At 72.3% G+C, this 20,542-nt stretch carries 17 protein-coding genes and 1 pseudogene; 13 read left to right on the top strand and 5 right to left on the bottom strand.

Annotation, left to right across the window (positions count from 1 at the left end; translation table 11 throughout):
- The first annotated feature begins 72 nt into the window (after nucleotides 1-72).
- The 3 genes from ACFYZE_RS14320 to ACFYZE_RS14310 all read left to right on the top strand — a co-directional run bounded on the left by ACFYZE_RS14320 (nucleotide 73) and on the right by ACFYZE_RS14310 (nucleotide 3,072).
- Nucleotides 73-1,758, top strand: coding sequence for a glycoside hydrolase family 20 protein (locus tag ACFYZE_RS14320; RefSeq protein WP_388992573.1), 1,686 nt, complete (start codon nucleotides 73-75; stop codon nucleotides 1,756-1,758).
- A gap of 162 nt (nucleotides 1,759-1,920) precedes the next feature.
- A complete protein-coding gene (locus ACFYZE_RS14315) occupies nucleotides 1,921-2,493 on the top strand; it encodes a hypothetical protein (RefSeq protein WP_388992570.1) in 573 nt (190 codons plus the stop codon).
- A 264-nt stretch (nucleotides 2,494-2,757) separates the two neighbouring features.
- A complete protein-coding gene (locus tag ACFYZE_RS14310) occupies nucleotides 2,758-3,072 on the top strand; it encodes a hypothetical protein (RefSeq protein WP_388993440.1) in 315 nt (104 codons plus the stop codon).
- 31 nt (nucleotides 3,073-3,103) lie between these two features.
- On the opposite strand, the gene ACFYZE_RS14305 is transcribed toward ACFYZE_RS14310, so the two are convergent.
- Nucleotides 3,104-3,988 carry a hypothetical protein gene (locus ACFYZE_RS14305; protein ID WP_388992567.1) on the bottom strand — a complete coding sequence of 295 codons (885 nt, stop codon included), beginning with the start codon at nucleotides 3,986-3,988 and terminating at the stop codon, nucleotides 3,104-3,106.
- A 222-nt stretch (nucleotides 3,989-4,210) separates the two neighbouring features.
- On the opposite strand from ACFYZE_RS14305, the pseudogene ACFYZE_RS14300 reads away from it, so the two are divergent.
- The 4 genes and pseudogenes from ACFYZE_RS14300 (at nucleotide 4,211) to ACFYZE_RS14285 (ending at nucleotide 7,861) form a co-directional block, all read left to right on the top strand.
- Nucleotides 4,211-4,842 (top strand): annotated as a pseudogene (locus ACFYZE_RS14300) (RNA polymerase sigma factor).
- Between the two features lie 59 nt (nucleotides 4,843-4,901).
- Nucleotides 4,902-5,681 carry a hypothetical protein gene (locus ACFYZE_RS14295; protein ID WP_388992564.1) on the top strand — a complete coding sequence of 260 codons (780 nt, stop codon included), beginning with the start codon at nucleotides 4,902-4,904 and terminating at the stop codon, nucleotides 5,679-5,681.
- A gap of 414 nt (nucleotides 5,682-6,095) precedes the next feature.
- Complete coding sequence (locus ACFYZE_RS14290; RefSeq protein WP_388992561.1) at nucleotides 6,096-6,770, top strand: RNA polymerase sigma factor; 675 nt, start codon at nucleotides 6,096-6,098, stop codon at nucleotides 6,768-6,770.
- Nucleotides 6,770-7,861, top strand: coding sequence for a hypothetical protein (locus ACFYZE_RS14285; RefSeq protein WP_388992558.1), 1,092 nt, complete (start codon nucleotides 6,770-6,772; stop codon nucleotides 7,859-7,861). The genes ACFYZE_RS14290 and ACFYZE_RS14285 overlap by 1 nt, the downstream gene beginning before the upstream one ends.
- 219 nt (nucleotides 7,862-8,080) lie before the next feature.
- On the opposite strand, the gene ACFYZE_RS14280 is transcribed toward ACFYZE_RS14285, so the two are convergent.
- Nucleotides 8,081-8,935, bottom strand: a complete 855-nt coding sequence (locus tag ACFYZE_RS14280; RefSeq protein WP_388992555.1) for a L,D-transpeptidase family protein — start codon at nucleotides 8,933-8,935, stop codon at nucleotides 8,081-8,083.
- A 240-nt stretch (nucleotides 8,936-9,175) separates the two neighbouring features.
- Between ACFYZE_RS14280 and ACFYZE_RS14275 the strand changes: the two genes are divergently transcribed.
- Both ACFYZE_RS14275 and leuE read left to right on the top strand, forming a co-directional pair.
- A complete protein-coding gene (locus tag ACFYZE_RS14275) occupies nucleotides 9,176-10,756 on the top strand; it encodes a methylmalonyl-CoA mutase (protein WP_388992552.1) in 1,581 nt (526 codons plus the stop codon).
- Nucleotides 10,757-10,933: 177 nt separating this feature from the next.
- Nucleotides 10,934-11,590 (top strand): leucine efflux protein LeuE, encoded by a 657-nt coding sequence (gene leuE, locus ACFYZE_RS14270; RefSeq protein WP_388992549.1) that lies wholly within the window; start codon nucleotides 10,934-10,936, stop codon nucleotides 11,588-11,590.
- A gap of 159 nt (nucleotides 11,591-11,749) precedes the next feature.
- On the opposite strand, the gene ACFYZE_RS14265 is transcribed toward leuE, so the two are convergent.
- The 3 genes from ACFYZE_RS14265 to ACFYZE_RS14255 all read right to left on the bottom strand — a co-directional run bounded on the left by ACFYZE_RS14265 (nucleotide 11,750) and on the right by ACFYZE_RS14255 (nucleotide 15,196).
- The gene (locus tag ACFYZE_RS14265) at nucleotides 11,750-12,673 is read right to left on the bottom strand and encodes a class I SAM-dependent methyltransferase (protein ID WP_388992547.1); all 924 of its coding nucleotides are present in this window, start codon (nucleotides 12,671-12,673) and stop codon (nucleotides 11,750-11,752) included.
- A gap of 208 nt (nucleotides 12,674-12,881) precedes the next feature.
- Entirely contained in the window at nucleotides 12,882-14,222 is a 1,341-nt protein-coding gene (locus tag ACFYZE_RS14260; protein WP_388992544.1) for an alpha-2,8-polysialyltransferase family protein, read from the bottom strand.
- Nucleotides 14,219-15,196 (bottom strand): glycosyltransferase family 2 protein, encoded by a 978-nt coding sequence (locus ACFYZE_RS14255; protein ID WP_388992541.1) that lies wholly within the window; start codon nucleotides 15,194-15,196, stop codon nucleotides 14,219-14,221. The genes ACFYZE_RS14260 and ACFYZE_RS14255 overlap by 4 nt, the downstream gene beginning before the upstream one ends.
- A 198-nt stretch (nucleotides 15,197-15,394) precedes the next feature.
- Here ACFYZE_RS14255 and ACFYZE_RS14250 point away from each other — a divergent pair, with 198 nt between their 5' ends.
- Genes ACFYZE_RS14250 through ACFYZE_RS14235 form a run of 4 tightly spaced genes read left to right on the top strand, consistent with a single transcriptional unit; the run spans nucleotide 15,395 to nucleotide 20,392 of the window.
- On the top strand, nucleotides 15,395-16,768 hold the full coding sequence (locus ACFYZE_RS14250) for a DUF6716 putative glycosyltransferase (RefSeq protein ID WP_388992538.1): 1,374 nt from the start codon (nucleotides 15,395-15,397) through the stop codon (nucleotides 16,766-16,768).
- A gap of 23 nt (nucleotides 16,769-16,791) precedes the next feature.
- A complete protein-coding gene (locus ACFYZE_RS14245; RefSeq protein ID WP_388992535.1) occupies nucleotides 16,792-18,060 on the top strand; it encodes a cytidylyltransferase domain-containing protein in 1,269 nt (422 codons plus the stop codon).
- A gap of 14 nt (nucleotides 18,061-18,074) precedes the next feature.
- The gene (locus ACFYZE_RS14240) at nucleotides 18,075-19,013 is read left to right on the top strand and encodes an N-acetylneuraminate synthase family protein (protein WP_388992531.1); all 939 of its coding nucleotides are present in this window, start codon (nucleotides 18,075-18,077) and stop codon (nucleotides 19,011-19,013) included.
- Between the two features lie 26 nt (nucleotides 19,014-19,039).
- Nucleotides 19,040-20,392, top strand: coding sequence for a hypothetical protein (locus ACFYZE_RS14235; protein WP_388992528.1), 1,353 nt, complete (start codon nucleotides 19,040-19,042; stop codon nucleotides 20,390-20,392).
- Nucleotides 20,393-20,542 lie beyond the last annotated feature (150 nt).

Raw genomic sequence — 20,542 nt, 5'->3', positions numbered from 1 at the left:
GGGAACGGCAGGGGGGCAGAGTGCGGAGGTGAGTCGCGTGCGGTCCAAGGTCGGGCGAATACCGCTGCGCATATGCGTGCAGGGGGGCACGGTGCGGCCGTGCCCCGGTGTCGAAACGGATGTGACCTGGTGACCGGCCGCAGGCGGGTCCCCGAGGGGAAGACGCACGTACGGCGCACCAGGTTGCTGCTGGCGACCACCGGGATCCTGGTGGCGGGCGGTGTGGCGGCGGCCGTGACGTTGTGGCCCTCCGGTGGCGGCTCGCCGAACGGGGCCGGGGCCTCCGTGGGCACGTCGGCGGCGTCCACAGGCTCCGCCCGCTCCCTGCCGTCCCGCTCCTACCCCGTGTCGCAGCCGCCCCGCACCATCCCCGCCGTCAGCCGGTTCACCGCGGCCCGGGGCCCGGGCTGGCGGCCCGCCTCCGGGCACCGGGTGGTGGTCGACAACGCTCAGCTCGCCGACGAGGGGCGGCTGCTCGCCGGGGAGCTGGGGATGGCGTACGGCGGGCAGACCGGCGCCGGCGCCGGTGACGTGGAGCTGGGCCTGGCCGGCAGCGGCAACCAGGAGTCGTACACGCTGGCCGTCACGAACGGGCGGGTGAAGATCACCGGGCCCGGCGAGGCCGGCGTGTTCTACGGCACCCGCACCCTCAAGCAGGAAGTGCACGGCGGCGGCACCGCGCCCGAGGGCGTCGTGAACGACGTGCCCGCCAAGCCGCGGCGCGGGTTCATGCTCGACATCGCCCGCAAGTACTACACGGCCGGCTGGATCGAGGACCGCATCCGTGAGCTGGGCGACCTGAAGTACAACGAACTGGGTCTTCACTTCTCCGACGACCAGGGCTTCCGCATCGAGTCCTCCTCGCACCCGGAGATCGTCTCCAAGCAGCACCTCAGCAAGGCCGATGTGAAGAAGATCGTCGATCTCGCGGCGAGCCGGCACATCACCGTGGTGCCCGAGATCGACTCGCCCGGTCACCTGGGCGCCGTCATCGCCGCTCACCCCGACATCCAGCTGCGCAACGCCTCCGGCGTCGCCACGCGCGGGGCGGTCGACATCTCCAAGCCCGCGGCGGCGAAGATCGTCGACGATCTGCTGGGCGAGTTCTCGGGCGTGTTTCCCGGCGCGTACTGGCACCTCGGCGGTGACGAGTACCTGGCGCTGACGGCGCGCGACCCGGCCGCCTCCTACCCGCAGCTCGCCGCCGCCGCGCGGGCCCGGTTCGGGCCGAAGGCGGGCGTCGCGGACCTCGCGACCGGCTGGCTGAACGACCGCGCGAACGTGATGCGCGGGCACGGCAGGACCATGCGGGCCTGGAACGACGGCTTCTACCGGGCGAGCTCCGTCCAGCCGGCCGGGGACCTTCAGGCCGCGTACTGGACCGGCAAGGAGCTGGGCGCCCGGCCGCCGACCGACTACCTGGGCGCGGGCCGCAAAGTGATCAACTACAACGACGAGTACCTCTACTACGTGCTCGGCCAGCCGCAGACCTTCGTCTACCCCACCGGGCAGCGGATCTACGAACAGTGGACCCCGCGGGTGCTGCGGGGCACGACGGCGGTGCCCGCGCGGTACGACGGGCAGATCCTCGGCGGCGTCTTCGCCGTCTGGGGCGACCGCCCGAACGCCCAGACGCAGGACCAGGTGGCGGCCGGGATCCGGATGCCGCTGCGGGCGACGGCGCAGAAGCTGTGGGACTCGCGAACCCCGTCGCTGTCCTGGACGCAGTTCAAGGCGCTGGCGGGCCGGCTGGGCTGAAACGCCCCCTGGGGCAGGCCTGGTGGCCGAAAATGTTCTCCTCGAACGCCTCGACAGCTCCCCTGAAGTGACTGTGACACTCCGGGTCCGTCGCACGCAGTAAGGGAAGATGCGGGCTCCGTACGGATGAGGCGCCCCGACGAGGCGTTTCGAGGAGGCTTGATGAGCCTGGTGGACCTGATCGCGCAGGCCGACGAACGGGCACTCGCGGCGAGCGGACTGGCCTGTTTGGATCGGTGTGTGCCGTTGCTCGGCGGCGACGACGAGGTCCTGCGGCCGCTGTGGGCGAGCCTCGTCGAGGGACACGACTGGGAACAGCGGCTCACCAAGGCACGCTCCGAGCTGGCGGCCGGGGAGGGCTCCGAGGCGGCGGACGCCGAGTGCACCTCCGAGGCGGAGGCCGCCCGGCTGGCCCGCCGCATGCTCGAGGCGGTTCCCGCCGAGCCGTCCGCCGACGCCCTGCGCCGGTGGGCCGACGCCTGCTCGGTGGCCGCGCTGCAGATCCACCGGCTGCTCGACCCCGCCGCCGACGACGCCCCGGTCGCGGCCCGCCGCGAGGGCCGTACGGACCGCATGCCGCCGCTCGTCGCCGCGGAACTGCGACGCCAGGTCACCGTCCTGGAGCTGGTCACGGATCACGGCGCGGGCGGACTGCGCGGGGCCCTCGACGTGTCGACCGAGGGGCGCCGGGTGCTGCGGGCCGTGGTGTCCCGGCGCGCACGGGGCCGCACGTAGGGCTTCTCGTCCGTATGGGGCCGGATCCAGACGAAAGACCCTGGCCTCAGAGGCGCACAGCCCGGTAAACCCGTTCCGCTGCAAGGATCCTGTGACCGTCCTGTGGCGCGGTGGGGCGGTCCTGCGCCGGTGTCGGGGACCCCCTCCGAACGGCGTGACGCGACGGCGGTGGAGGGCGCTCTTCCGGGTGTGAACGCAACTGAGGTGACCAGGCCCCACGCCGCCACGAAGCCCGTCCGTTGGGCCGCCGACGCCGTCACGGCCATGCGCGAGGGCGCCCGGCTGCGGCTCGACTACTCGGCGCAGAGCCTGTGGCGTGTGGACCGGATGATCGAGGAGATAGGCCGTCAGGGCGCGCCGTATGCCGCCGTGGAGAGCGCGCTGCGCGGGTTCGGGGCGTACGCGGGCGAGGTGGTGGTCCGGCTGACCGGCGGCGAGTGGTGGTCGTCCGGCGGCGACCACTGGGTGCGCACACCCGACGGCCGCCTGTGGGATCCCATCGACGAGGCCCGCCGCTGCTTCCACGGCGACGGCTCGCTGCGGCTGCTGTGCCGGGACGCGACGACCGGGACGGCTTGAGGGCCTGTCGCGGCCGCCGCCGGCCGAGGTTTCACCCGAGGCCCGTCGGGAGGGTGATGGTCCCCGTGAACGCGCCTTCCGTGCGCTCGGTCACGTCCTGGCTGTAGCGCATCGTCCGTCCGCCGTAGGGGATGAGGAAGGTGCACCGGAAACGGTGGGACCTGATGCGATACGTGGCGGAGTCGAGGGAGAGCACCTCCTCGACGCGCTCCACCAGGACCTGGCTCTCGGGCGCCCTGACGCCGGCGGCGCGCAACTGCTCGAGGGTCGGCGTGAGTTCGCGTACCGCCTGCTTCACCACGCCCCGGTCCCGTACGGCGGGGAGTTTCACCGACGACACCTCCGCCCGCAGTTCGACCGCACTGCCCGACTTCACGACCGAGACGCCGTCGCCCGACTCCTCCCGGGCGTAGTCCCCGAACGCGGTGAGCGTGGCGACCGGGTCCTCCACGGCGTTCCCGATCTCCGGGTCCGACAGCGGGCCGCTCTTCCACCGTGACCCGGCCGCGCCCTTCCTGACGTAACCCGTCGCGTCGACGACGTAGACCTCTTCGGGCTTGGCGACGCCCTTGGCGTACGTCGTTCCCGTGGAGTGCAGCGCCATGGGGCTCTGTGTGCGCCGCACCGTGGCCGTGTACGTGGCGGTGCTCTGCTGCCCCTGCGACATCAGGCCCTCGTTCCCCTTCACGGTGAACGTCCAGCCCTTCTGCCCCGACATCGCCTCCGTGGCCCGGGCGAGGAACTCCTCGGGTGTCCGTGGTGCGGCGGGTGCCGCCTTCGGCCTGGCGCCGACGTCCGCGGCGGCCGGCTTCGCCGGGGCTCCGGTTCCGCCGCCCCCGGCACACCCGGCCAGGGACAACGAGAGCAGGGACACGGCGGGAACCGCCAGCGCGGCAACGGCGGAACGGGGTCTCACGCGTGCACTCCTTCACGATCGGAAGGCGCCCGGTTGTACAGGAGAGGGGACCTTCGACGCCACCGCTCGGACAAACGGGACAAAGTCCACGTCAAGTGCCCTTGGAAGTCCGGCGGTCGGCTGCCGCCTGACGAGCTGTGACACTTCTGTGAGCCCTGACGCTGATGATCGTGGGTGTTACACACAAACCCGCCGCGAACTCGGCATGGGGCGAGGACAGTCTTGGGTCAGCGAGGGGAACCGCGCCGCGTACACCCGTACGACGCGGAGCTGGGCGCTGCGGTCGCGCGGGCTCAGCAGGGGGACGAAGCCGCCTTCGCGGTGGCGTACCGGATCGTGCAGCCGGGGCTGGTCGGGTATCTGCGCGGTCTCGTCGCGGACGAGGCGGAGGACGTGGCGTCCGACGCCTGGCTGGAGATCGCCCGGGACCTGGGTCGGTTCAAGGGCGACGGGGCGGGTTTCCGAGGCTGGACGGCGACCATCGCCCGGCACCGCGCGCTCGACCACCTGCGCCGCCGCCGGGTACGGCCCCGGTCGTCGGGGCTGGAGCAGGAGGCACTCGAACTGCCGGGCGCCCACAGCACTCATGACCAGGCGATGGAGTCCATCTCCACCGAGCACGCCCTGGAACTCATCCGCGGACTGCCACGCGACCAGGCCGAGGCCGTGCTGTTGCGTGTGGTCGTCGGCCTGGACGGCCCCGCCGCCGCCCGCGTCCTCGGCAAGCGGCCCGGTGCGGTGCGTACCGCGGCCCATCGCGGGCTGAAGCGTCTGGCCCGCGGGCTTCGCGCGGAAGGCGCCGGAGACCAGGTGTGACGGATGACGGCCTCAGGACGCTGGGTGAGTCGAAGTGAGCGGCAGCGGCGGTGGACTCGGCGACTGGCCCGGCCGTCGGGCAGAGATGGGTGCGGACATGGGTGAACGGCACAGAGGCGGCCAGGTCTTCGGCCGTCGGCGCGTGCACCTCGGCAGTACCGCGTCGGCCTCCGCGGGCGTGGCCGGGAGCGCCGCGCTGGAGGCGCTGCTCGCCGCCGCGCTGCGCGAGGGCGCCCTGGACGCCGAGGCCGAACAGAGGGCGGTGGCCGCGTTCCGGGCCGTCCGCGAGGCCGGCGCGCCCCAGGCGCGGACCCGGCCCCGGGACGACTGGCGGCCGCGTGGGCACGGGCGTGTGCGGTCGTCGGTGAAGGCCGCGGTCTGCCTGTTTCTCGCCGGACTGACCCTTGGCGGAGTCGCGTTCGCGGCGATCGGCCCGGGCGGCTCCCTCGACGGCGGGGACGGCGGCGGTCACGGGCGGCAGCCGTCGCCGAGCGCCCCGGGCCGGTGGAGCGGGGCGCCGGAACCGGCGACGTCCTCCGTGCCGGACACCTCCGTCTCTCCTGACCGCCCGGACACCGCCCAGGACACCGAGGCCCATTGCCGCGCCTACGAGCAGGTGAAGAACCGTGGCAACGCCGTCGGCTCCACCGCATGGCAGCGGTTGGTCGAGGCTGCCGGCGGTGAGCAGGGCGTCGCCGCCTACTGTGCCGAGCAGTTGGCACAGGACGACAGCGCGCCGGGCAAGTCGGGTGAATCGGGTAAGGGGGAGAAGGCGGGCAAGGCTCCTGCGGTTTCCCGGACTCCGGGGCCTTCCCGCACTCCAGGGCCGGGCGGACAGACCGCAAAGGCTGCCGACGACCGCGGGAAGAACAAGTAATCCGGCGCCCTCGGGCGGGCCCCCGACGCTCCGGTGGCTCGTGCGTGCGCTGCCCGGGCGGCGGCCGACCCCGCGAAGCAACGGCCGGGGCCGCCACCCCCCACAGGAGAGGCCCCGGCCGTCGCGCGGTACGGGCCGCGCGGCGGCCCGTCACTCTCTACAGCGCCGAGGATGCGTTTTCTGTCACACCTCGCCGCGTCACGGGTTGGTTGCACGTTGTACGGGCGTGGACGAAGAGCGGTTTCACGCCGTAACGTGCCTTTCGCGCCGACCGCGACGATCAGCAATAACGGGTGATGCAACCGCCGCAGACCACGAGCGGCCTGAAGACCACAGGCAGGACGAGGAATCACGACGGCGAGAACCCGGCGCGCGCGAGCGGTGCCGGATCAGGCGCACAGAGGGGCAGTTCGGGTGCTGGGGGACGACGCGGAGCTGACGGCCGCGGTACTTGCGGCACAGGAGGGGGACGAGACCGCTTTCCGTACCGTGTACCGCGCGGTGCATCCGCGGCTGCTCGGGTATGTGCGCACGCTGGTCGGGGACCCGGACGCGGAGGACGTCACCTCCGAGGCGTGGCTGCAGATCGCCCGTGACCTGGACCGGTTCAGCGGCGACGCCGACCGGTTCCGCGGCTGGGCGGCCCGTATCGCCCGCAACCGCGCCCTCGACCACATACGGATGCGCGGCCGCCGCCCCGCGATCGGCGGCGACGAGACGGAACTCACCGGGAAGCCCGCCGAGTCGGACACGGCCGGGGAGGCCATCGAGGCCCTGGCGACCGACCGCACGCTCTCGCTCATCGCCCAGCTTCCGCAGGACCAGGCGGAGGCCGTGGTGCTGCGGGTGGTCGTGGGTCTCGACGCCAAGACCGCCGCCGAGACCCTCGGCAAGCGCCCGGGAGCCGTCCGCACGGCGGCGCACCGCGGTCTGAAGCGGCTCGCGGAGCTGCTCGACGTGAATCCGGACACGGATCCGGAATCGGCTGGCGCGCTCGGCGCCGTGCCTCCCCAGCGAGACGCGCACAGACGTGCGGTGTCGTCCGCCGGTGTGACGCATACGCGTTCGCGGACGCAGAAGGACATGTGATGGCCGACGAGCAGGACAGGTGGCTGGACAGGGACGCGGCGGAGCGTCTGCTGCGCGGAGAGCCCCCGGCCCCCGTCGACGCCGACGCGCGTGCCCGCGCCGAACGGCTCGCCGAAGCACTCGCCGCTCTGGCCGCCACACCCCCTTCCACCAGCGAGGAACTCCCGGGTGAGGAGGCCGCGGTGGCCGCGTTCCGGGCCGCCCGCGCGGCCCGGCACGACAACCGGGCGGTGTGCCACCCGCAGCTCGCCGCCCTCCCCGAAGCTCTCGACCTCGCTCGAGCAGGGGGGACCCCGAACTCCGATGCCGGACTCGTCCGTCTCGGCCGTCCCGAGGCGGGTGGGCGGAGGGCCCGCCGGTGGCGCACGGTGCGCTTCGGGCTGGCCGCCACGGTGGCCGCCGGGATGATCGGCGGAGTCGCGGTGGCGGCCGGAACCGGAGTGCTGCCGACCCCGTTCCGCGACGACCCGGGGCCGGCCGCGTCCGTGTCGTCGGCGCCGACGCCCCCTCAGCCGTCGGTCACCCCGACGCCCGGCACGGCAGGAACCGGAGGCCTCCCGTCCGTGACGCCGGGCGGCACGTCCGGTGCGCCCGGACGGGACGGCTCCTCGCGCGACGAGGCAGGCGACGGCTCGACCGCGACCGGCCGGCCCGGCGACCCCGGCAACCGTGCGGCGGGCCGGACCGGTGACCGGTGGACCGAGGTGCGCTCGTCCTGCCGTGACATGGCCGGCGGCAAGGTCCTCGGCCCCGACCGGCTGCGCGACCTGGCGGACGCGGCGGGCGGCGGCGGTCGAGTGAAGGCGTACTGCAAGGGCGTCCTGGGCGGCGGCGACGAGGGCTCCGGCCAGGACGCGAGCGGCAAGGGCCGCGACGGGAACGGCAGCGGCGGCGGGAAAGGGAGCAGCGGCGGGCACGGGAACGGTGGCGGCGACGGCGACCAGGGCGGCAACGGCGGTGACGGCGAAGGCCACATAGCGCCGGTCGCCCCTGCGCCCACCGCACCCCGCGGCCTGGTCGGGGCCGTGCCGACACACACGGCGTCCCCGAGCCCGACGTACAGCGCGCTGGGCTCCGCCGAGAACCACTGAGCCGTCGCCGGTGCCGCTGACCTGCGGTTTCGCTTCTCCTGGAAAATTCTTCGCCGTAGGTGTGACGCTTTCGGCCGCCGTGGCGCAGTACTGAGTGAGCCGACTGGTCATCGGCCGTCGCACGGAGCCGGGGTTCCCCCCGTACCCACGGCTCGTGCACCGGCGCGGGCGGGACACGTTCCCCCGGTCCCGCCCGCGCCCCACATCTCCTTCAGGCCTCTACCAGTAGACGACGACCTTGTCGCCGACCCGCACCTGGGCGAACAGCGCCGCGATCGCCGACTCGTCCCGTACGTTCACACATCCGTGCGAGCCGCCGGCGTAGCCGCGCGCCGCGAAGTCGTACGAGTAGTGCACCGCCTGACCGCCGCTGAAGAACATCGCGTACGGCATCGGCGAGTGGTAGAGCGTGGACACGTGATCGCGTGACTTCCAGTAGATGCGGAACACACCTTCGCGGGTGGGGGTGTACTCCGTGCCGAAGCGCACCGCCATCGTCGAGAGCGTCCGTCCGTCCACCATCCAGCGCAACGTGCGGCTCGTCTTGCTGATGCACAGCACCCGGCCCGTCATGCAGCGCCGGTCCGGGGCCCCGGCCGGCTGCCCGCCCATCAGGTACAGCTCCCACGTGCCGGGCTCGTGCGTCATGGCCAGCAACCGCTGCCAGGTGGCCGAGTCCACCTCGCCCGTTCGGGGCAATCCGCGCTTGCCCTGGAAACCCCTGACGGCGTTCTCGGTCAGGTCGTCGTACGTCCCCGTCGGGCCGTCGAACAACCAGTCCACCTGGCGCAGCCGGGCCTGCAGCTCGCGCACCCCGCGGCCCGAGTCGCCGCGCCGCCACAGGGCGGCGGGTGAGGCCTTCGGGGCGGGTGCGGCGGTACTCGGCGCGCCGTCCCCGGACGCGGTGTGGCCGGAGCCGGACGGGGTGCGCGGGACCTCGATGTGCACCGGTGAGCGGTGCCTGCCGTCCCCGCCGCCCGCGTCCCCCGGCTGCGCCGTGCAGCCGGCGGCCGCGAGGAGCACGGCGGCCCCGGCGACGGCGACGAGCGACTTCCCCATGCCCCTGGTACGCATACCGACCCCCCGCCGCCTCACCGGGCGCCTTCGCCCGATCGCATCTCCTCAGATGCTCCCCGCGCGTGACCGACGGCGAACCAGGGGGCATGGTTGTGAGCAAGGTCCCAGCGTGCGGCGATTCCACCGCGTGCAGGGCCGCCGCTACAGTCCGTCGCGAGGGTCGTCTGTACTGGCGAGTAACGAAGCCAGGCCACCAAGCCGAGTACGAAGCAACGAAGCAACGCGGAGGCACACACCATGGCGCGCGAGTCGGAGTCCGGACTGCCCATCGAGCCGGTGTACGGGCCGGGCGCCCTCGAGGGCTGGGATCCGGCGGAGAAGCTGGGCGAGCCGGGGGCGTACCCCTTCACGCGCGGCGTGTACCCGACGATGTACACCGGCCGTCCCTGGACGATGCGCCAGTACGCGGGCTTCGGCACGGCGACCGAGTCGAACGCCCGGTACAAGCAGCTGATCGCGAACGGCACCATGGGCCTGTCGGTCGCCTTCGACCTGCCCACCCAGATGGGCCACGACTCCGACGCCCCGATCGCGCACGGCGAGGTCGGCAAGGTGGGCGTGGCGATCGACTCGGTCGACGACATGCGGGTGCTGTTCGGCGGGATCCCGCTGGACAAGGTGTCCACGTCGATGACGATCAACGCCCCCGCCGCGCTGCTGCTGCTCCTGTACCAGCTGGTGGCGGAGGAGCAGGGCGTGTCCGCCGACCAGCTGACGGGCACGATCCAGAACGACGTCCTGAAGGAGTACATCGCCCGCGGGACGTACATCTTCCCGCCGAAGCCGTCCCTGCGGCTGATCGCGGACATCTTCAAGTACTGCAGGGCCGAGATCCCCAAGTGGAACACGATCTCGATCTCCGGCTACCACATGGCGGAGGCGGGCGCGTCTCCCGCGCAGGAGATCGCGTTCACGCTCGCCGACGGCATCGAGTACGTGCGCACGGCGGTCGCGGCCGGGATGGACGTGGACGACTTCGCGCCGCGCCTGTCGTTCTTCTTCGTGGCACGGACGACGATCCTGGAGGAGGTCGCCAAGTTCCGGGCGGCCCGCCGGATCTGGGCGCGGGTGATGAAGGACGAGTTCGGCGCGAAGAACCCGAAGTCGATGATGCTGCGCTTCCACACCCAGACGGCGGGCGTGCAGCTGACGGCCCAGCAGCCCGAGGTGAACCTCGTCCGGGTCGCCGTGCAGGGCCTCGCGGCCGTGCTCGGCGGCACCCAGTCGCTGCACACCAACTCCTTCGACGAGGCGATCGCCCTGCCGACCGACAAGAGCGCGCGTCTGGCACTGCGCACCCAGCAGGTGCTGGCGTACGAGACGGACGTGACGGCGACGGTCGACCCCTTCGCGGGCTCCTACGTCATCGAGAAGATGACGGACGAGGTCGAGGCGGCGGCGCTGGAGCTGATGGAGAAGGTCGAGGACCTCGGCGGCGCCGTCGCGGCGATCGAACGGGGCTTCCAGAAGAACGAGATCGAGCGCAACGCCTACCGCATCGCCCAGGAGACCGACTCCGGTGAGCGGGTCGTGGTCGGCGTCAACCGCTTCCAGCTCGACGAGGAGGAGCCGTACGAGCCGCTGCGCGTCGACCCCGCGATCGAGGCCCAGCAGGCCGAACGCCTGGCCAAGCTCCGCGCGGAACGCGACCAGCCGGCGGTGGACGCGGCCCTGAAGGAGCTGAAGAAGGCGGCCGAGGGCACGGACAACGTCCTGTACCCGATGAAGGACGCCCTGAAGGCCCGCGCGACGGTGGGCGAGGTGTGCAACGCGCTGCGGGAGGTGTGGGGGACCTACGTGCCGTCGGACGTCTTCTGACCTGGGAAATTCGCCTGTTCGGGTGAGCGGGGGCGGAACCTGCACGCTCCCGGTCGCTTTCATGGAGGGTGTCCCCGGAAGGACGAACTCTCCGTCGACACCCTCCTCGACGGCTGACCGTCTCACCCCGCGAAAACCGGAACAGGAGCGTCGCACCCCCGTGCGACACTCCTGTTCATGTTCGGCGTCATCGATCTGCCCACTTATCTGGCAGGACTCGTCCTCATCGTCCTGCTTCCCGGTCCCAACTCCCTGTACGTGCTGTCCGTCGCCGCCCGGCGCGGGGTGCGGGCCGGGTACACCGCCGCGGCGGGCGTGTGGTGCGGGGACACCGTGCTGATGACGCTGTCGGCCGCCGGGGTGGCCTCGCTGCTGCAGGCGAACGCCCTGCTGTTCGGAATCGTGAAGTACGCCGGGGCCGGGTATCTGACCTGGCTGGCGGTCGGGATGCTGCGGGCCGCGTGGGGGATGTGGCGCACGCGCCGGGAAAGGCGCGCCGAGGACGCGCCGGTGGCCGTCCCGGTGACCGCCGAGGAGCGGCCCTACCGCCGCGCCCTCGTCATCAGCCTCTTCAACCCCAAGGCGATCCTGTTCTTCGTCGCCTTCTTCGTGCAGTTCGTCGACCCGGGATACGCCTACCCGGCGCTGTCCTTCGTCGTCCTCGGCGCCTTCGCCCAGCTCGCCAGCTTCCTCTACCTCAGCGCCCTGATATTCAGCGGCACGCGCCTTGCGGCGGCCTTCCAGCGGCGCAAGCGGCTGTCGGCAGGGGCCACCTCGGCCGTGGGGCTGCTGTTCCTGGGGTTCGCGGTGAAGCTGTCGCTGGCGAGCGCGTAGCCCGTCACGCGTCGCGTAACCCGTCACCCGTGGGTTCGTGCGGTCGGACCAGCCCTCGGGCAGGTCGCCGCGCGAGAGGGCCGAGGCCGGCTGAACCGGGCCGGGGCGGTGGCCCCGGCCCGGGTGAACCCGGGACGGCCCCGGTCGCCGGCGCGCCGGTCAGCGGTTGCGGGCCTTGCGGATCGCGCGGGTGACCACCGGCGGAAGCAGGTCCGCGGCGATCTTGCGGGTGCGGCTGCGCGGGACCGCGGGACGCTTCGGCGGGTCGGCGGGCCGCCGGGTGGGCTGCGTGGGGATCGTGGCCGCGGGGGGCTCGGGGGCGTCGGCGTGCCGGGACGGCGGGAACGGGGGTGCCTGCATGCCCTTGGACTTGAGGCGGATGATGCGGTGGCCGGCGGCCTGCTGGACACTCAGGTGGCAGTCCTCGCGCCCCTCCACCATCGCCAGCAGCTCCTCCTGGACGGGCTCGGGATCGCCCCAGGTCCCGTACAGCTTCTGCGTGCTCAGACAGATCGGGCGCAGACCCCTGTTCAGCACCGCTTCCCAGGCGGCCACCGAGACACCGGGGGTGTGCTCCGAGCGGAAGTCGTCCAGGACGACGATGCCGCCGGGCAGCAGCAGGTCGTGGGCCGCTCCTATGTCGCCGTGGACGTGCTCGTACAGGTGCGAGCCGTCGATGTGGACGAACCGGCAGGAACGCGGCGGGACCTCGTCGGGCACCATCGAGCTGGGGCCCTGCAGGACGCGTGGCAGCGCGTCGTGGAAGGAGAGGTAGTTCCCCTCGAAGGCCTGCCGGGTCAGCGCGCTGTACGACTTCGTCGACTCCGCCCTGTTGGCGTCGTCCGGTGCCTCGCCCCCGAAGAGGTCGCACACCGTGAACTCCTCGCCGTCCCTCAGATGCCGGCCGAGGAAGATCGCACTCTTGCCCATGTACACCCCGACCTCCAGCAGGTCTCCGCGCATCCCGGCGGATTCCTGCCGGTCGAGGAACCAGTTGAAGAGCGTCTGGTCGAGAACGGGGAACCAGCCGGGGACGTCATCGAGCCGGCGGGGCGGTGAGGCCGTTTCTGCTGTGGCGACCATGAGGACGGGCACTCCCTTGTGCGGACGGAAACGGTGCGAGAGCTGCCCAGCATCTGCCCGGCAGGGGTCATCCGAACGGGCGGCGAGGTGAACAGCGGGCCAATTCCTGTGAGCCGACTGCGGGATGGGGCTTCGAGGGTGCCGCCGTGAGACGGCCCGCCCCCGCCGAAGGGCCGGACGGGGACGGTGCGGTGCGTGCCGCGGGGGCTCAGGCCCGGGCGGCGCGCCCGCGCCTGAGGGCCCGGGCCCGGCGGGCGACCCTGCGGACCGTGGCGTTGCGCGGGATGAACGCCAGCTGGACGGGGATCCCGCCGGGCAGCGCCAGCGAGGTCAGGCGCCGGCGCTTGAAGTACCGCCAGGTGTGCGGGCTCAGGTACCTGGTGAGATAGCGCTCGGCGTGCGCCCGCAGATCCGGGTAGATCTTCGGCTGCATCGCGAAGCCCACGGTCCGTACGAGCGCGTCGAGGTCCCCGACCTCCATGCCCCGGCGCTGGTCCTCGACCGCCTTGCGGGCCGTCAGCTCGGGCAGCAGCGCGTCCACGATCGTGACCGGGACGCGGTTGCTGTTCTCGTACGGGGCCAGACGCTCCAGCAGGGTCTCGGTGCCGATACGGGCGACCGGGAGGCCGTAGAACGCGGACGCGGTGAGCAGCGCGGTGGAGAAACAGCCGACGACCAGCGCCGGACGCATGCGCTGGTACAGCACCTCGGCGAGCACCGGGGTGTCGAGCACCGCCAGGTCGGCGCCCAGCCTCTCGGCCTCCTTCTCCAGGGCGCGCGACCAGCGGGCCGGCGCCGAGGGGTGCGGCTTGAACACCACCCGGGTGTGCCCGAGCTCGACGGCGCCCTTCAGCATCCGTACGTGGAGGTTCTCCTCCTCCACGGCGGTGAGTATGTCGAGCGCCGAGAGGTACTGGCCGAGCAGCAGCGCGGGGGCCTCCATGGCGGGCAGCGCGTCGCCGGTGTCCTCGAGTTCCGCGAGCACCTTGGAGAACGCGTCCGTCGGCACGATCTCCGGCTCGACGCCGAACTCGGTCAGCAGCAGCGGCTTCAGGCCCGGCACCAGGTCCAGGTGCAGCAGCCGGTCCACGCGGGTGCCGACCAGCGGGTCGATCTTGTTGCGGGTGGGGCCGTAGCTCATCAGGCCGTCCGCGTAGACGGTGACGGGCGCGCCGGTGAAGATCTGGCAGACGCCGAGCGCCGGGTTGACCTGGATGGACTCGACGGCCAGCTCGATGTCGTCGTCGCCGAGGTTCCACAGGAGCCGCAGGTGCCGCTCCCACAGCGGGACGTCGTCCAGGCGCGGGGCCCAGCCGCCCGGGTGGAAGGGGTGGATGGTCTCGTTCCAGGAGATGACCTCGTCGAAGCGGCCGCGCAGCCGCTCGAAGCCGGGCATCTCGTCCAGACCGGGCGTGGTCTCGGGCGTCGCCGCGTTGTTGGACACGAGCAGGATGCGCCGGTCGGCGGGCGCGAAGCACTCGCTGTCCAGCGCCGCGGCCAGGGTCGCCGTGCCGTACAGCGTCGACGCCAGGAAGATCTGCGTCGTCACGCGGCCACCCCCGCGGGGGCGGGACGGCGGCGCAGCCGGCGCAGACGCGAGGCCCGCTCGATGTCCATGGAGTCCAGGGCGTCGTCGAGCACGTCCTGCGGCATGCGCCGCAGTGCGACAGCACTCATCGACTTCAGTTTCCGTGCCACCGGCGGCTCGAACCTTTCGATGGATCCCAGATGGTGGGAAATGATCGCGCAGTAGGTGCGCACGGCCTTGGGGAGCAGTTTGTCGGCATCCTGGTCCCCGGCGGTCTCCGCCACGACCTGGTCGAACGCGCGGATGAAGTCCAGTTGCCGCACATCCCCGATCTGCGTGAGCGAGGAGGCGACACCGCGCCTGTAGTAGACACCCATGAGGCTCACCGCGGCGAAGGACTCCGCCTCCCGGTGCAGCTTCCAGATCCAGGGCCGGTCCTCGGCGGTGCGCAGGCCGTCGGTGAAGTGCAGCAGACCGCGGTCGACGAGGCGGCGGTGGTACGCACCCGCCCAGGCGTACGCGTAGTCGACGGAGGTGGAGCGGTCGGCGGGCAGGATGGCGTCGCGCGGGTTCATCACCACCCCGCGCCGGCCGTGCGGCACCCGGTGGATGGCGCGCGCCCGCCCCGTGCACTGGACGTGGTCGGTGCGCACGAAGTCGCAGCCCAACTCCTCGATGGCGGCGACCAGCCTGGGATAGTAGCCGGGGGCGAGCCAGTCGTCCCCGTCGAGGAACGTGAGGTACTCGCCGCGTGCCGTGTCGATCCCGGTGTTGCGCGCGGTCGCCAGCCCCCCGTTCTTCTCGTGCCGGACATACACCGCGCCTGGCAGCTCGCGTTCCGCGCGCGCGAGGATGTCCGGTGTCTCGTCGCGCGAGCAGTCGTCGACGAGAATGAATTCGAAGTCCTCGCGCGCGTTCGCACGCAGGCTCTTCAGGGTGTCGGGCGCGTATTGCTGCACGTTGTAGAACGGCACGATGACGGAGAGCTTGACCACGCCTGTGACGGTAGGCGGCGGCCCGGCATTCGTCTTGACCGGCGGTTTGATGGGGCGTGAACGGCGCGTGGCGGAATAGTGAACCCAGCTGTTTCCTCGCGGTTTCACGGCCTGATTCGCTGTTCGGCGGCGTGCTGTTAACCCTTTGTTGCATTCCGCGTCGGCTGCGCCTCGAAATCCCTTCCTAGCGTCTTCGATGTGCCAGCAAGTACTGCGAGGCGCCTGCGGGTCGCCGTTCTAGCCGATTCCGACACCCGGTGGAAATGGGGTGCGCTCACCGCTGCCCGCATTTCGCCGACGGAATTCGCGGAGGCCACCGAATCGACGGAAACACCTGATAAAACAGTCGATTCGGACATCCGGCTCGACGGCTTCCTCCTGCGGGGCCGTGCCACCCCCACCGCCCGCCAGCTCGGGGAGGTCGGCGTCCGCGCGGACTCCCTCCGCGAGGTCACCGCCGTCGAATTCCTGCGCGAGATGACGGAGGAGACGTACGACGTCCTCGTGCTCGCCCTCGTCGGCGGCGGCGTCCAGGCGATGCTGCACGGGCTCGCCCACGCCTGGCAGGGACGCCCGGAGCGGCCCGTGGTGGTCACCGGCTACGTCGGTGTCGTCTACGAGAAGCTCGCCGACGGCCTGCTGCTGCGGCACGGCGCGGACCTGGTCCTGGCCAACTCCCGCCAGGACGCCGAGCGTTTCAGGGCCGTCTACGAGGGCGTGGGCGCCGACGCCTCGTCGGTGACCGAGGTCGCGCTGCCCTTCCTCGGCGGCGCCCCGTACGTGAAGAAGGACCCCTACACGGTCGTCTTCGCCGCACAGCCCTCCGTCCCGGAGTCCCGCAGGGACCGTGCGTACCTGCTGGACCGGCTCGTCCGGCACGCGCGCCGCCACCCCGAGCGCGAGGTGCTGCTCAAGCTGCGCTCCAAGCCGGGCGAGCACACCACCCACATCGAGGAACTGCCCTACCAGAAGCTGGCCCAGCGGCACGACCTGCCGGCCAACTTCCGCCTGGTCTACGGGAACATGGGCGAGGTCCTCGACCGCACCGACCTGCTGGTCACGGTCAGCTCGACGGCCGCCCTGGAGTCCCTGCACCGCCGTATCCCCACCGTCGTCCTCACCGACCTCGGGGTGCGGGAGGCGCTCGGCAACCACCACTTCGTGGGCTCGGGCTGCCTCGCCTCCTGGGACCAGCTCGACGCCGGACACGAGCCGGTACCCGATGCGGAGTGGGTGGCCCGGCAGGGCGTCGCTGCCGGGGGTTCCCCCTCTGGGGGAGATTCGTACGCCACCGCCTTCGACGAGGCCCGCAAGCGCATCGGCGAGCTGCTGACCACCGGCGGACTCCCGCCGCTCAAGCCCTACTACACCCCTGTCACCGCGCCCGGCTATCTGCCCGGCGTCCTCGCCCGCCACCACCTCGCCCCGGACGGCAGCCCGCTGCCGGGCGCGCCCGCCGCCGACAAGGCGCCCGGACCCGTGCGCCGGATCGTCCGCCGCGCGGCACGGGGCGCGTACCGGCACGGGGTGCAGCGGGTGGCGCCCGTCATCCGGCGGATGGGTGAGCTGTGACCTCTCTTCAAGGAGTAGACCCCATGCCCAACCCGGAAGCGGGCCAAGGCGCTTCGGTGCGCCGGGTGCTCGCGGTGATCCCCGCGCGCGGCGGCTCCAAGGGGGTGCCCGCGAAGAACCTCGCCCCAGTCGGCGGTGTGCCGCTGGTGGCGCGCGCGGTGCGCGAGTGCCTCGCGACCCGCCTGGTGACGGACGTCGTGGTGTCCACCGACGACCAGGCCATCGCCACGACCGCGCGCCAGGCCGGCGCCGAGGTCGTGCTGCGGCCGGCCGCCATCGCAGGCGACACGGCGACCTCGGAGGCCGCTGTCCTGCACGCCATGGACGCCCACGAGGCCCTGCACGGCGCGTCCGTCGACGTCGTCCTGCTCGTGCAGTGCACCAGCCCGTTCATCGTCCGCGAGGACATCGACGGGGTGGCCGGCGCGGTCGTCGAGAACGGCGCGGACACCGCGGTCACCGTGGCCCCCTTCCACGGCTTCATCTGGCGAGACCACGAGGATGCGGCGGACGAGGTCGCCGCCGGCGCCGAGGCCGACGCGGCCGTCGGCGGCGGCTACGGCGTCAACCACGACAAGTCCTTCCGCCCGCGCCGCCAGGACCGCCCCCAGGACCTGCTGGAGACCGGCGCCGCCTACGCGATGGACGCGGCCGGCTTCCGCAAGCACCAGCACCGCTTCTTCGGGCGCACGGAACTGGTGCGGACGGACCCGGCGCGGGTCCTGGAGATCGACGACCCGCACGACCTGGCGCGGGCGCGGGCTCTGGCGCCCCTCTTCGACGCGGACCTCCCCGGTTCGCTGCCCACCGCTGCCGATGTCGACGCAGTCGTACTGGACTTCGACGGCACCCAGACCGACGACCGGGTGCTGATCGACGCCGATGGAAAGGAGTTCGTCTCCGTGCACCGCGGGGACGGACTCGGCATCGCGGCCCTGCGCAAGAGCGGGCTGAAGATGCTGATCCTCTCCACGGAAGTGAACCCGGTCGTCGCCGCACGGGCCCGGAAGCTCAAGATCCCGGTCCTGCACGGCATCGACCGGAAGGACCTCGCGCTGAAGCAGTGGTGCGAGGAGCAGGGCATCGCGCCCGAGCGCGTGCTCTACGTCGGCAACGACGTCAACGACCTCCCGTGCTTCGGCCTCGTCGGCTGGCCCGTGGCGGTCGCGAGCGCCCACGACGTCGTGCGCGGCGCCGCACGCGCGGTCACCACCGTCCCCGGCGGCGACGGCGCGATCCGAGAGATCGCCAGCTGGATCCTCGGCCCCTCTCTCGATTCCCTCCACAAGTAAGGACAGTTCCTGCCATGAGCACCAACTCCCGTCTGCGTACGTTCGGTTCCCGCGAGGTCGGTCCGGGCAAGCCCGTCTACATCTGCGGCGAGATCGGCATCAACCACAACGGTGAGCTGGAGAACGCCTTCAAGCTGATCGACGTGGCCGCCGAGGCCGGCTGCGACGCCGTGAAGTTCCAGAAGCGCACCCCCGAGATCTGCACCCCGCGCGACCAGTGGGACATCGAGCGCGACACCCCCTGGGGCCGGATGACCTACATCGACTACCGCCACCGCGTGGAGTTCGGTGAGGACGAGTACCGCCAGATCGACGAGTACTGCAAGGAGAAGGGCATCGACTGGTTCGCGTCCCCGTGGGACACCGAGGCGGTCGCCTTCCTGGAGAAGTTCGACCTCCCCGCCCACAAGGTCGCCTCCGCGTCCCTCACCGACGACGAGCTGCTGCGCGCCCTGCGCGCGACCGGCCGCACGATCATCCTGTCCACGGGCATGTCGACCCCGAAGCAGATCCGCCACGCGGTGGAGGTGCTCGGCAGCGACAACATCCTCATGTGCCACGCCACCTCCACCTACCCGGCGAAGGCCGAGGAGCTCAACCTCCGCGTGATCAACACGCTGGAGAAGGAGTACCCGAACGTCCCGATCGGCTACTCCGGCCACGAGACCGGTCTGCAGACCACGCTGGCCGCGGTCGCCCTCGGCGCGGTGTTCGTCGAGCGCCACATCACCCTGGACCGCGCCATGTGGGGCTCCGACCAGGCCGCCTCCGTAGAGCCGCAGGGCCTCACGCGTCTGGTGCGCGACATCCGCGTCATCGAGGCCTCCCTCGGCGACGGCGTGAAGAAGGTCTACGACTCCGAGCTCGGCCCGATGAAGAAGCTGCGCCGCGTCACCGGCGTCGTCGCCGAGGCGGAGATCGCCGCCGCCGCCGGCGAGCCGGTGGCGGTCTGAGCGCCTTACGGGACGGTCCTGAGCCGATGAGCCCCCGCGCCGGATCCGCCGGCCACCCCCACTCCACGCTCGCCTTCGTCGAGAGCCCGGTACAGCTCCTGAACGTGCTGGAGTGGGCCCACGCGCACGCCCTGCGCACCGCGGGGGACGCCGCGCCCGGGCGCGCGGCGGCGATCCCCGCGCAGGGGCGCCGGCGGCCGCGGGGGATTGCCGCGCAGGGGGGCCGGGGGGCCGGGCCGGGGCGTACGACGGGGGACGGCGGAGGACCGCACGGTACGACGGGGGACGGCGCGGAACCGCACGGTACGACGGGGGACGGCGCGGGCGCGGCGGCGGACGGTACGGCGCCGCACGATGTCGGCGCGGCGGAAGGTGCGGCGGGGGACGGGCTCACCCTCGTGGTGCTGGCGCCCACCGACCCGATGACCCGGGGGCAGCTGCGCCGCATGGCGGAACTGGCCCGTGACGAGGGGTACGAGGTCCGCTGGGAGGAGGCGCGGGGCGGTGCCCTGGCCCCCTTCCACACCATCGGCGGCCTCACCCGGCTGCTGCGCCGGGCGCGCCGGGTGGTGATGGGTGACCCCTTCTCCCGCTACGTCCAGCTGCTGCTGACCATCACCGGGGCCCGGGAACTGGTGGTGGTGGACGACGGCACCGCGACCATGGAGTTCGTCGCCCAGCTCGCCCGCGGTGAACGCCTGGTGCGCTGGCACCGCAAGGGCGGCCGCCGGGGCCCCCGGGACCTGCTGTTCGCCCCGGTGTCGTCCTCGGCGCGCCGCAGGCTGACCCCGGGCACCCGGCGCACGGTGGATGTCTTCTCCTCGATGCCGATCGAGGAGGCCCCGGCCGGGGTCACGATCACGCCGAACGACTTCGCCTGGACCCGGGCCCGCTTCGGCCCGCCACGCCTGACCAAGGGCGCGGACCTGGTCGGCACCTCGCTCGTCGAGACGGGCGTGGTGGACGGCGAGCGCTATCTGGAGGCGGTGCGGTCACTCGCCGCGGCGCACGGGGCGACCCGCTACTTCGCCCACCGCCGGGAAAGCCCCGAGAAACTCCACAAGCTGGCGGTGGAGACGGGCCTGGAGGTGGTCCGTCCGGACCTGCCCCTGGAACTGATCGCCCGCCGTGGCCCCGTCGGCCGCACGATCCTCAGCTTCCCCTCCACGGTCGTCCACACCCTGCCGCTGGCCCTGGTCGGCACTGAGGTCCGCGTCGCGGTGTGCGACATCGACCCGGCCTGGCTGACCGACCACGCCTCGCCCCGGGCGCAGGGCTTCCTGTCCGGGGTGACGGAAACGGCGCGGAACGTGGACCGGGTGCCTTCGGCGGCAGCAGAACGGGACGTCCCGGCCGAGCAGGACATCGCAGCGGGGTAGCTAGTCTGGGGCCTTTCGTTTGGACCAGGCCGGAGCCCGGCCTGGTCCAAACGAAAGGCCCCAGGACGGCCCGCCGCCTCACCCTCTCCACACGAGCGCACCCCGCCGGGCCGACGGGGTGCGCTTTCTCGTTCCGGCCGCGGCGACCCG

The organism is Streptomyces sp. NPDC001796, from assembly GCF_042892355.1.
In the GTDB taxonomy this organism is placed as follows: domain Bacteria; phylum Actinomycetota; class Actinomycetes; order Streptomycetales; family Streptomycetaceae; genus Streptomyces.
The sequence above is the reverse complement of the archived record's forward strand: the minus strand, read 5'-3'. Positions and strand labels throughout refer to the sequence as shown.

Bases quoted from the DNA above. Each gene is read 5' to 3' on its own strand.
- ACFYZE_RS14320 (WP_388992573.1), top strand. From the start codon at position 73: ATGCGTGCAGGGGGGCACGGTGCGGCCGTGCCCCGGTGTCGAAACGGA.
- ACFYZE_RS14315 (WP_388992570.1), top strand. From the start codon at position 1,921: ATGAGCCTGGTGGACCTGATCGCGCAGGCCGACGAACGGGCACTCGCG.
- ACFYZE_RS14310 (WP_388993440.1), top strand. From the start codon at position 2,758: ATGCGCGAGGGCGCCCGGCTGCGGCTCGACTACTCGGCGCAGAGCCTG.
- ACFYZE_RS14295 (WP_388992564.1), top strand. From the start codon at position 4,902: ATGGGTGAACGGCACAGAGGCGGCCAGGTCTTCGGCCGTCGGCGCGTG.
- ACFYZE_RS14285 (WP_388992558.1), top strand. From the start codon at position 6,770: ATGGCCGACGAGCAGGACAGGTGGCTGGACAGGGACGCGGCGGAGCGT.
- ACFYZE_RS14280 (WP_388992555.1), bottom strand. From the start codon at position 8,935: ATGCGTACCAGGGGCATGGGGAAGTCGCTCGTCGCCGTCGCCGGGGCC.
- ACFYZE_RS14275 (WP_388992552.1), top strand. From the start codon at position 9,176: ATGGCGCGCGAGTCGGAGTCCGGACTGCCCATCGAGCCGGTGTACGGG.
- leuE (WP_388992549.1), top strand. From the start codon at position 10,934: ATGTTCGGCGTCATCGATCTGCCCACTTATCTGGCAGGACTCGTCCTC.
- ACFYZE_RS14265 (WP_388992547.1), bottom strand. From the start codon at position 12,673: ATGGTCGCCACAGCAGAAACGGCCTCACCGCCCCGCCGGCTCGATGAC.
- ACFYZE_RS14245 (WP_388992535.1), top strand. From the start codon at position 16,792: ATGCCCAACCCGGAAGCGGGCCAAGGCGCTTCGGTGCGCCGGGTGCTC.
- ACFYZE_RS14240 (WP_388992531.1), top strand. From the start codon at position 18,075: ATGAGCACCAACTCCCGTCTGCGTACGTTCGGTTCCCGCGAGGTCGGT.
- ACFYZE_RS14235 (WP_388992528.1), top strand. From the start codon at position 19,040: ATGAGCCCCCGCGCCGGATCCGCCGGCCACCCCCACTCCACGCTCGCC.